This is a genomic window from Pseudomonas sp. PWP3-1b2 (genome assembly GCF_049896045.1).
Classification (GTDB): Bacteria; Pseudomonadota; Gammaproteobacteria; order Pseudomonadales; family Pseudomonadaceae; genus Aquipseudomonas; species Aquipseudomonas antarctica_B.
In genome coordinates this window covers 15508-27986 of the sequence record NZ_JAFCTN010000038.1, presented here as the reverse complement: position 1 = coordinate 27986, position 12479 = coordinate 15508, and the positions used below count along the sequence as shown (strand labels likewise).

Below are 12479 nucleotides of genomic sequence, written 5' to 3'. Positions count from 1 at the left end.
CGCTCAAGCCGAGCGTGGAACGCTTTCACCCCTCGGTTGCAACTTGAACACGTAGAACAACACGGTCAGCAATACCAGAAACGCCGGCCCCACATACAACGCCACACGGGTGTCCGGAAAGTAGGCCATCAGGCCCACCACCAGCACCAAAAAGGCCAGCGCCAGGTACGAACTTACCGGGTACAGCCACATGCGGTACTTGAGCCCCGCCTGCTCGGCAGGGCTCAAGCCGCGGCGGAATTTAAGCTGGGCCAGCAGGATCATCAGCCAGGTCCAGATCGCGCCGAAGGTCGCGATGGAGGTCACCCAAACGAACACCTGATCCGGCACCAGATAGTTGAGCAATACGCCCAGCAACAAGGCAAAAATCGACAACAGCAGCGCTTTGCGTGGCACGCCGTTTTTAGACGTGGTGCCAAACGTGGCCGGGGCCTGACCGTTCTGCGCCAGGCTGTAGAGCATGCGCCCGGTGCTGAAAATACCGCCGTTGCAAGAGGACAACGCGGCGGTGATCACCACAAAGTTGATGATACCGGCGGCGGTCTTGATACCCAGGCGCTCGAAGGTCATCACAAACGGGCTGCCCTGAGTGCCGATTTCATTCCACGGGTAGATCGACAGAATCACAAACAACGCGCCGACGTAGAACAGCAGAATGCGCCAGAACACCGAGCCGATGGCGCTGGGGATGGTCTTCTGCGGGTTTTTCGCTTCACCTGCGGTCAGGCCGATCATCTCCACGCCGAGGTAGGCGAACATCACCATTTGCAGGGACATCAGCACGCCTTGCACGCCATTGGGCATGAAGCCGCCATGGGCCCACAGGTTGGAAATACCCAGCGCCACGCCGTCATTGCCAAAGCCGAACGCGATGATGCCGACGCCGCCGATGACCATCGCAATGATCGTGACGATCTTGATCAAAGCGAACCAGAATTCGAACTCACCGAAGGCTTTTACCGCAATGAGGTTGATGGTGCCCATGCTGATCAGCGCCGCCAGGGCCCAGATCCAGCGTGGCGTGTCGGGGAACCACACGCCCATGTACACGGCCACGGCGGTGATCTCCGCGACGCAGGTCACCAGCCACAGGAACCAGTAGTTCCAGCCGGTGAGAAAGCCCGCCAGCGGGCCGAGGTAATCCTGGGCATATCGGCTGAACGAACCGGCGACGGGGTTGTGCACCGCCATCTCGCCGAGGGCGCGCATGATGACCAGAATGGCCAGGCCGCCGATGATGTACGACAGCATGATCGCCGGGCCGGCCATTTCGATGGCCTTGGCTGAACCCAGGAACAGGCCGACGCCGATACAGGCGCCAAGCGCCATCAAACGAATATGCCGCTCGCCAAGTTCGCGTTTGAGCGGGCCGCCTTGAACAGTGTCCTCGTGGGACGTGGAGTTGCCAACGGGCATGGGGTACCACCTTATTGTTGGAGTAACTGCTTTTTATAGGCACTGCCTCGTGAGCAGCGCAGCGAAACGCCGGTGAGTATTCCAGACTATCCCGGCAGCGTCATGCCTTGTCTCAGGGCTCTGGTGCAAGGCTTTCAGCACGCAGCGAGAAAGGCCATGGCCAATACGGAAAGGTCGCAATGCCGCCGAGAGCCCCCAGGGGCAGGATAAAGCGAGCGATTGTCAGCCAGATAATCACCCGCACCGGAATCTCATGGATGACTCACCCGAACACCTTCAACGATGCACCTGCACCCGACCCGCAAACCACCCTCGACCAGGGCCGTGAGCAACGCCGGGACGGCGACCGGCAGATGATCCAGGCGCTGATCGAGCACCTCGAAAACCGCTGGGACACGCCCACCGACCTGCTGGACATTGCACCTGCGTGCTCTCTGCACTGCTGGCTGCAACTCTACTTCCAGGCGCTCGACCGACCGCGTTTACTGAGCTGGGCCGAACGCCAACCGGTGCAGTTGGCCGACATGACCCTGCGCAAAGGCGCGCTGTACGCCAAAGACGCGACCACGCCGAGCGTCAGCCTCGATGACGACAGCGGCTGGCGGCGCCTTGCACCGCCGATTTTGGCCATCGCCCAGGTCATCGACCCGGACGCCATCGGGTTGCCCTGCCCGACACTCGAGGCTGCACAGCTGCCGCAGCAATTGAGCGCCCGCCACGTATTGCGGTTCTACGGCTACCCGCAACCGCAAAACCGCGTGCAGGGTGGCGCCGTGATCGAGGAAATGCAGCGTCTTCAGTCGTTCTGCGGCAGCGAACGCCCTTGCCCTTTGGCCACCGCGTTCGAGCAATCGAACAGCGACCTGCACAGCCTGGCCGAGCATTTGCTGGATCAGCTCACGGCGGCGGATTTGACAGAAACCGCCTTTACCCCGCTCGCCTTGCACGCGACACGGCAGGCGTTCACCTCACAATCGTTTTGCGCGAATACGCTAAACACCGCAGCGGGCTTGCTCAAAGCGATCACCCTGAACCCGCTGTTCATGGCCCTGGAACACACCGCTGAGCTGAACCCCGACAGCTATGAATTCGACCCGGTTACCCACACCATCAGCGGTACCGGCCCGACCCAGCGACGTGTCGATATCAGCCATGACCAGCTGGCGGACACGGCCCTTAACGAACAGCTTGAACGCCTGAAAAACAGTGCCCGTCGCCTGAACCTGCGCATCCCTGTGGACGCCCGATTCAGCCTGGCGCAATGGCTTGAGCTGTATGCCTTCGACGTGCCGCAAACCCATGACGCCGTGTGGGACCTGATTGAACACCTACGCGCCCGTCAACCCGCGCCCATCCCGCCTGCCTGCGACCTGGCCAACGCCGATATCGCCCTGATGCACCTGCGCCAACAACTGGCCGGCGCCCATGATCGCGACACGCTGTCGACCACGCTGGGCGGCCTGATCGCCGAGGAGACGCGCGCACCAATAACCGCCAGCCACCCGGTCACAGTGAGCGACCCCGCGCTCAGCCACCCGGCCCTCACACCTTTGGCGCCGCGCAAGCAGGCTGACCTCAAACACGCGCTGGCGCGCTACCACCTCGACCTTCCGCTGGATGAGTACGCTGCGCAAGAAACCCGGCACCGGCTGGAAACCCACTCGCCCCTGTCCCCCAGGTTCGGCAACTACTGGAGCGCCCTGGGCATGCCCCAATCGGGCGCTTTGACCCTTTCAGCCGAACAACGCGCCAGGGTTATACAGATCAGTACGGATTTCCTCCCCAGGCCCAACAAAGGCCTGCTCGATCTGTTAGGCGCCGGGCTGTTGACGAAGCCGACCAGCCCGGCCCAGGCCGATGAACAACTGCACGCGGTGCTGGCGAGCCCCACCGCACAAAAGCTGGCAGACCAGTTGATCGTCGCCGTGCAGTGGTACGGCCGCGCGCCGGATCAAACCACCACCCGCGCGAGCCGTGACGCGCTGGTGTTGGCTGCGCTGATCCTCGACCTTGATCCGCAGGCCGGCCAAACCCGCTACCGGGTGGCTGGCCTCGACCTCAATCACCGCGACTACTGGGGCTGGTCCTACACACAACTGCGCACCGCCATCGAGCTGCACCTGATCGACACTGGCGCCGCTACTGCCGAAACCACCGCCCTGGTCGCGCACATTCTGTTGGCCGGCATCGCCCCGGAATGTCTGGTGCAGGACATTCCCGACTCGCTCTACTTCATGAGTTCCCATGCCTGGATGCTCTTCAAGCAGGGCGTGATGCTCGCCGAAGCGCTTGCGGTGGGTTCATCCAGGCATCTCACGTTCAGCGACGTGATGACCCTGGCCACCCACACCTCAGACGCGGATGCGCACACACAATGGCGCGAACATTACGCCACCGGCAGCCTTATCGACTGGGCGGTTGCCAGCGGCGAACTGCAACCCGCCGCGCAAGATCAAGCCTATCGCCTGGATGAAATCGAAGCGGTCAAAACAACCCTGGCCACCCGTATCAATAGCCTGCGAGAAGCTTCGACACTCTTCACCACCCCGCTCACCACACGCCGAAGCCTTGCCCTGAAGGATCTTCAACGCGTGTTCCCCGGCAGCCGCTGGCTGACATTCGCGGGCCTGCAGTGGGGCGCGGGGCCACAGCGGGTGCCTTCCCATCAATCCCTGCCGTTTGCCAACCTGCAATCGCTGGTGGACCTGCACATGAGCGGGCGCCTGCAACCTTTCGCCGAACAATGGCGCACCTCCTGGGTGGACTTCAACCTGGCGCAGATGAAGCCACATTTCGCCAAACTCTTGGACATCAACCGGTTGTTCGAAACCCTCTCCGAAACCCGCATACAACAACTCAAAGAGGCCTATACCTGCATCATTCAATACCTGCTGTCGCAGCTTCCAGTGGCTGATCGCTCGAACCTGCAAGAAGGTGAGGTGCAACTGTTGGTGGTGCGCCAGCCGTCGAAAAAACCGCTGCTCGAACAATCGCGGCAAGAAAAAATGGCCCGAACCGGCCGGTTCGGCTTCATCCTGCGCTGCGAGGTTTTCCACAACGTTCACTACTACGAAGTGTTTGCGCTGCGTAACCAGGTGTTCAAAAACAGCCGTTTGCCGGCCGCACTCACAGTGGGAGGCGAACCGTTAAAAGTCACCACCGGTACCCCTCACAGCCCCCAGCCCACCAGCCAGCTGTACTTGGGCACCTCGCTTCCCATTGACGAACACGCCTACCTCAAAGGCAGTGCGCCACGGCTTGACCAGCATTCAACGGTGATCGTGGACAAGGTGTGGCAGTTCGAGCCGGCCCCACCGCTCGCCTCGCCACTGAGCTTCGACTCTCCCAGAAGCCGCAACCTGGCCCGCACCATCGTCGACCGGCATTTTTTCCTCGACATCGACCCCCTGCTGGCAGAGGCCAAGGGCTCAACATTGCTGGAGGAGCGGGAGAAAAACGCCGAAGCCTTGTACCAGGCGCTCCTGAACCTTATCCCGTTCTGGTCTTGCGGCAAGGACCTGGCCTCCGGCGACGCCCGGCGTCAGCTGAATGGCGCCTGGGGGTGCTTCCTCGACACGATTGGCATGTTTGTACCCACCAAGGGCCTGCTGATTGGCGGCCTGAGCCACCTGAAAAATGTTGCCCCCACGTATGTAAAACTCCTGCAACTGAGCAAACTCAGCGCGCGCTACCTGAACGGTACGCTCAACCCCCTGGAGTTCGTGCCAACGCTGGTGCGCCTTACCCGGTTTGGCCTTGTCCACCTGAACCAGTCCGGCCGATACGCATTGAGCCAAGCCCTGCGCAGCGCCCGGCACACCCTCGCACCGGGCAGCACCGTCGCCTATAACCGGCTGCAAAACAGGGCAGATGTGGGCCAAGCCACCCTGACGCGGGCCGACGGTTTAACGGATGTGCTGGTCATCAACCGCCTCAGCGCATGGCACGCTTTCGACCCGATCAGCGCCAGGCCCTACGGGCCTGCACTGATCAACTTTCGACTCGAGCACGCCATTGAAGTCACCCCGTTCAGTACGGCAGATGGCTACAAAGCCCTGGTCGCGGAACCGCTTTTCGACACGCCGCCGCTGATCATTCAACGCTCCAACGCCACCGACCTGGTGGGGCAGGAGCGCGTTTGGCGCCTGCGCCATGGCAGCCGCGATCATCTGGACGAGCTGAATTCCCCGGCATTTTTTGGGCTCACCGACGGATTCGAGGCCACGTGCCCTCCCCGCAGGCCCAAACGCAGTCCGATCCCGCTGATCTGCTTCATCAAAAAAATTCACGTACACCATCATTCAATCGAGAAGCGCCGCGTTCAGGCGCTGGAGCACATCCGGTTGATTCCCGCCTCGCTGCAACCCGCGGGCAAGCGCAAACTGGTGGTCAACCGCTGCGTGTACGAGGTGTCCCCTTACGGCATGCAGTTCAGACTGATCGCGCAGCCCCAGCAGCCACCGCTGCGCTACAAACCCGTGGCCACCGGCAAGGCCCTCGACGAGCCCGAATTTGGCTTGCCCAACCTCCAACGCGACAACGTGTTGGAGAATCAAAGTATCGCTGTGAAACTTAACGGGATCGTTGAGGGCATTGATGACGAGCGCACACTGCGGGGGCTGCTGGTCGACCTCACGGCACCGAGCGTTGCCGTGGGGCAGCACTTGGTGGTCGAGGCCGACGTGGGGGTTTTTTATAGAGCCATGGGGGCTCCCGGGGTATTGGAGGACATGCAATTGCACCTGCTGGACTTCAGCAAGGGCGGTGATCACCAGGATTTGATCAATGGCTACGCCGAGCTGAAAAACCGGTTCCTGCAGGCTGGCGGATTTATTGGCGACCAACCGCTGGTGGCACTGCCGACCCTGGAAACGCTGTACGGGCAATTGGCCCGTCGCGGTTTTTCCGAGGAGACGGTGGCGATGATGCGCGTCAAGGGCAACATGCTGAGCACACTCAAACAACGGGAGCTGTTGCTTCATGCCTCCTCGCAGGGACGATGCCTGGACATCCAGGTCGTCTCCCACCCCATCAGGGTTGAGTACTGGGGGCCCAATACCACCGTCCCCACCACCAGCACCAGCCAACTCAATAAATACCTGGCCGAACGCGCGAACGTCAGCACCCTGGCACGTCTGGACAGAACCGGGATAGGCTCGGCCAATATCACAGGGGCCACGCGCAACGAGGTGCTTCGCATGCAGGTCGCCAGGCCCGTGGTGATGTGGGAATACAGCATGATCGACCGCCCCAACTACACCGAGGTTATTCTCAGAACCGGGGCCGGCAATTGCGACCAACTGGCCCATGTGGCACGTGAGCACGTGCATGCCAACGACGGTGCCGCGCAGCTATGGGGCACGCGCCCGCCGGCCCATTCGTTCGCGCTGGTGGGCACGCCGCCGCCAGGCGTCCACCACACGGCGGACTTCAGCGAGGCGCACTGGTCGGGCTTGTGGATTTGCGATCCATGGGCATCGATTGTGTGCCCGGCGAAAGACTATATGACGCAGCTGATTGCCAGGATGGAGCTGTGGCATTCGCAAAAACTGACGGTGTTATTTCACGACGGGACTCAATACCGGTGGGGGCCAGCTAACGATCCGATTTGGTTGGGGTTGTTGAAAAACAGCATTAAATATGCGCGGCGTGAGTAGATGATCACGTTTTATCGGGGGTAAAGCGGCAACTTACGCAGTCATAAAAAAAGGCGCTAAACATGTATAACTTCAGTTCGATTATCGGTTCTTTACCCCAATAAAACCCGCCACCCATACCCATATTTCAAACTTATTAAGCTCCCGTTACTTGCTTAAGCTGCCGGTTCATTCATTGCACCAGGCAACTCTCATGTCAGTGGTTAATACTGCTACGCCCGCGGCGTCATCCGACGACAACGGCGTACATTTCGAGCTTATTTCCAACGCCCTGCCTACCTGGACCAAACAGGCCTCGCCCAAGCGCTTGAAGGCCTTGGGTGAGGCCCCAAAAAGCATCGCCGACTGGTACCGAATTCGCTCGCCCGAGCAGCCGTTATTAAAAGCAGCGGTGGCCAAACACTGGGAAACACAAAATGCCGTCGATAAGCAACTTAACAAGCTGCAAGACATCGAAACCTTCGCCGAACCGCTACTTAAAAAAGCGCTTAAAGAACACTACGGCGTGGAAGAAGATGTCCGTAATACTTACCTCAAACTGTATATTCCCACCGGCACGCCTCTGGGCGGCGTGACCAGCAGGAGCGTCTCATTGTTGCAGGCGGCCCTGCATAACTTTGCCGCAGGGGATACTTTCACCAACGATTCCGTATTTACCACCCGCCCCGACGCCCAGGGCCGCTTCGACGTCAAACACATCAAACACCGGATCACCGTCGGGCAATTCAAGACGCTGGTACGCACGCTGGATATCGGCGCCCTCTACAGCCAACATCTTGAAGAACAGCTGGGGCTCAAGCAGCCGGTGGTCGCCGGGGTTTTACGCGCCAGGGTCATCCTCAGCCAGCAAGCTGGCTTGCGCGCCGCGATCCATAGCGCATTGCTGATGGGGCATATCGATCAGGCCATGCACGCCCTGCTGCCCGGCCTGATTGAGGGCCGCGCCGACCTCACCCTCAACGGTTTGCCGGTGCGTTGCCACGACCTGGTGATGATGGACACCGTGCTCACCGGCATCGTGTTGATCGCCCCCGACCTTTTACGCAGCTGCGAGTCGGCGCCCCTGGTGGTCTACATACCCGATGACCCGGAACACCCACTCAAGCAATACCCCGATACGCGGGCGTTCGTGCAGGAACTCACCCGCCAACTTCGCCAACCCGACTATCAACGCTTCTTCTGTCGTTTCGTGCCTCAGGCCAGCCGGGGGGTATTTCTGACAGCGCTGCAAGATCGCCTGAGCAGGGTCAGTTGGCATTCCCGGCAACCGCTGGACCCACTGCCCAGCTGGCGCGCTACACCGGTCGACAAACCCGATGTGCAGCTTGGCGCCCGAGGGCTGAAACAGGGGCTCTGGAGCCACCTGTACCAGCAGCAGCTCGACAGGCTACTCAACGACAGCCGCGAGATCGCGGTGAGCACCGCCTATGCCGACCGCATGGCACGCTGGGCCTGGTGGGACAACCTTGAGAAAATCCTCTCCGACATCCTCAACGTGGCACTGCTGATCGCCACCCCACTCGTGCCGGTACTGGGCCCATTGATGCTTGCCTACAGCGCCTGGCAAATCGCCGACGACATCTTCGAGGGCCTGCTGGACTGGGCAGAGGACCGCAGCATCGAGGCCATCGAACACGCGGTGGGCGCGGCGCAAAGCCTCGTGCAATTGGGCCTGTTCGGCATCGGCTCGCAATTGGGCGAACTGGCCAAATTGAAACTGTCGGCCTTCGTCGACGGTTTGATCGCGGTGCGCTTGCCCAGTGGCAAACAAGCCCTGTGGAACCCCGACCTGACCCCGTACCGGCAAAAAGAACTGGCACCGGCGCCGACCGCCAAAGCCGACAAGGACGGTTTCCATACCGTCGCCGGCAAAAAAATCATGCGTCTGGACGCTCATCACTACGAAGTCACCAGAGACCCGGACACCGGCCAGCATCACGTGGTACATCCCGAACGGCCCGAGGCTTATCAACCCCAGGTGTACACCAACGGCGACGGCACGCTGGTGCACGAGGGCGAGCAGCCGCTGACCTGGGATACACAACGCCTGATGCAACGCCTCAGCCCGGTCACGGCCGAGCTGGCGCCTGCACAGCTGGAGCAGATTCGTAAGATCAGCGGCATCGGCACCGATGCGCTGCGGCGCATTTATGTCGAAAACACCGAACTGCCGCCGCTGCTGGACGACACCCTCGAACGGGTTGAATTGCGCCAGGACGTCGACACCCTCGTCGCGCGAGTGCGCAACGGCGAACCGACGGGCGATGCCGACAGCTGGATCGCGCAACTCCTCACCGAGCTGCCGGGATGGCCCGCCGAAAGCGCCATCGACGTCTTTGACGCCGCCGACCTGAGCGGTGAACCCATGCGCTACGGCGACACCGGCGCAGGCTTGGGGCACACCCTGCGAATCAGCCTTGAGGATGTAAACGCAGGGCGGTTGCCCGAACAGCTCGTGGCGTCTCTGAGCGAAGAAGAACTCAAAGGCCTGCTGCCCGCCGAACCGGCCGACCGGGTACAGGCCCTGCGCGATCAACTGGCCGACTACCTCAACACACAAAAAGGCGTGCTGTTCGAGCACCTGTACCGCAACGCGCAGGTCACCGACTACGCCAACGGCCAATTGCTGCAAGAGCAGGTTCCCGACCTGACTGGCACCCTGGTGCAAAGGCTGCTCAGCCACGCCCGGCCGAGTGAACGGCAGATCATGGCCGAGGAACGCCGCGTGCCGTTGCGCCTCAAGCACCTGGCCCGGGAGCTGGCGTTCGAAATCCGCGCCACCCATGCCTGCGAAGGCCTGTACACCACTGTGCCACCCAGTGCCGACACCGAACGCCTGTTGCTCAACGCGTTGCGGGTGCACAGCGATACCTTCGGCGACCTGCGCATCAGCATCCACAAAGGCACGGCCAACGGCCCGCTGCGCTGTACCGTCGGGCCCGGCGACGCGTCGATCGCCAGGGTGCTGATCCTCCAGGCCGACGGGCGCTATGCCCTCGCCGAAGCGCCTCGGCAGACCTACGACCTGTATGAGGCCCTGCTGCGCGTGCTGCCCGAAGACCGCCGCATCGCCCTCGGCTACCAAACTGCCGATGGCCGTGCGCTTGAGAAATGGCTCAGGGCCAAGCTGTTGCCACCCGCCGAACGCAGAACCGTGCTCGCACAACCGCCGACCCTGCCGGTGGCGCAACGTGAAACCCTGCTGTTATTACAACGCCCGCGCTTCAAGGCGCTGCGCCAACTGTTCAGCCCTGGCCGCTCGGTGGAAGCGCGCATCCGGCGCCTTTACCCGCGCATGACCGACAGCGAAGTACAAAGCTACGCCGCGCTGATGAGTACGCCTGAAGGGCTCGACACACTGAAGGCATTCGAGGCAGAGAAAAGAGCACTGGAGGAAGACCTGCACGAGTGGCTGCTCTCGCCCACACGCTCCTCCGTCCGCCGGCTGGCAGACGACGAGCGGCTGTTGCGAATCGATGTGAGCGCCGAGCTGCGTGAATGCTGGGAACGACAGCCGCAACACTACAGGAGCGAATATGGCGATCGACTCTTTGGCCTCAAACTTGACCTCAGTGGGCGGACCATAGAGGGCAACTTCGAGCTGTTCCCCAGGCTTCGTGCGGATTTTGGGCACGTCACCAGCCTGGATCTGACCGCCACTGATTTGCTCGATATTGACGCGGGCTTTTTGCACAACTTCCCCAACCTGTCCAGCCTGGACCTGACGGCCAACAGCTTGACCGAGCTGCCCGCGGCCTTGAGCGATATGCCTGGGCTCACCTTGCTGGGACTGTCCGATAACCCGATTCGCTGGACAGCCTCCAGCCTGACCGCGCTCAAGCACTTGCATCATTTACGCGTGCTGATCATGTCCAGTAACCCGCACCTGCTGGTACCGCCGGATATCGGCCACATGCCGGACCTGCAAGTGCTGATGCTCAACAACACCCGAATCCGCGACTGGCCGGCGGGGCTGTTCGACGTGGAGCGCCCCCTCGGCTTCGTGCTGAATATACGCAACACGTCGGTGACACGCCTGCCGGCGGTGGAACCCGGCTCCTCCCAGGCACAGGTGGTGATTCGCACCCAACTGGATCGACGCAAACTCGACTTCGACAGCGAGAACCTGATGGTCAGCCTCAGGCGTGCCCACGGTTTGGACCCTTACCGCACATACCCTGCGCGCGGCGCAACCGACAGCGTGTTCTGGCTGGAAGATCAACCGCCAGAGCAGAAGGAACACTTGCAGCTGGTATGGGATGAGCTGGAAGCCGAACACGGCTCCCAGGGGTTTTTCGAGGTGATCCGCAGCCTGCACCTGGAAGAAATCGTTTTTCAGGTACGTGAAGACGCGGACCTCTACCGGCTTAACAAAGCGCAGTTGAGCGCGAACGTGTTGCGCATGCTCAAGAACATGCACGTCGACGACGGCTTGCGCGAACGCTTGTTCACCCTGGCCTCCGCGCCGTTCACCTGCGCCGACGCCGGTGCCGAAATCTTCAATGCCATGGGTATCGAGGTACTGGTATTCGAGGCTTATCGCGATTCGACGCCGCAGAACCTGGGGCCGGCGTTGGCCCGGCTGGCGAAACAGAAATCGCGCCTGCAACAGGTCAACCTCATCGCCCAGGCGGATGTGCGCCACCGCATCACTGCCCTCGAAGACGGCGGCCTGGGCCAGCACCTGAACACCGAAGTGGTCGACGGGCTGCGCGGCGAGGTCGATGAAGTGCAGGTGTATGCCGCGTATCAAACGGCCTTGCGAGAACGCCTCGAATTGCCCTGGCTGGCCAGCCACATGGCCTACAGGACCTCGGCAGGGGTCAGCCCTGAACAGCTCGATCAAGCCTGCGCCAGCGTGCTGGCACTGGAGCAAGGCGACGGGCTGGTTGACCAGATGCTGCAGCATAATTTCTGGCGCGATTACCTGATGGAAACCCACCCGCAGGCATTTCGAGACAACCTGAGCCTGCATTCGGACGCCACCAGCGGTGTCGACGATTTGCGCTATGCGCAGAAGGATTGGGCGCTGGATCAAAAAAAACCGGCGGACCAAAGAGACGCGCAGGTCAGCCAGCAGCTGTTTCAACAATTGGCACTGCTGGCTGACAAAATGGGCGTGCCTCATAGCGTAGTGCTGACGGGCGAGGAGATGAGTGACGCGACTTATCTGCGCCTACTCGGCGACAGCGTGCGCGACGAGGGAGAGCTGGCGCGGCGTTTGACCCGTGAGGTGTTAAGCCGGTTGGCCTGACCGCCGACCGGGTTTTACCGGCGTGCAGTGTGCCGACGAAGTCGCCGGGCAAGATCAGCGGGGCTTACTTGACGGGTTGATCACAATTTCCCTCGCAGCCCGCCCCCCAGCGACTACGCTTGATCCAAGCCCGATCAATCTGCGTGAAGGGA

3 protein-coding genes are annotated in these 12479 nt (G+C 61.5%); 2 read left to right on the top strand and 1 reads right to left on the bottom strand.

The features are described from left to right. Positions 1-3: 3 nt before the first annotated feature. The gene (locus tag ACP7A2_RS21255) at positions 4-1416 is read right to left on the bottom strand and encodes an amino acid permease (RefSeq protein WP_426135810.1); all 1413 of its coding nucleotides are present in this window, start codon (positions 1414-1416) and stop codon (positions 4-6) included. A gap of 257 nt (positions 1417-1673) precedes the next feature. On the opposite strand from ACP7A2_RS21255, the gene ACP7A2_RS21250 reads away from it, so the two are divergent. Together ACP7A2_RS21250 and ACP7A2_RS21245 are read left to right on the top strand one after the other, a co-directional pair. Beyond that, positions 1674-7073, top strand: a complete 5400-nt coding sequence (locus ACP7A2_RS21250; protein ID WP_426135809.1) for a hypothetical protein — start codon at positions 1674-1676, stop codon at positions 7071-7073. Between the two features lie 193 nt (positions 7074-7266). After that, the gene (locus ACP7A2_RS21245) at positions 7267-12327 is read left to right on the top strand and encodes a dermonecrotic toxin domain-containing protein (RefSeq protein ID WP_426135808.1); all 5061 of its coding nucleotides are present in this window, start codon (positions 7267-7269) and stop codon (positions 12325-12327) included. Positions 12328-12479: the final 152 nt, after the last annotated feature.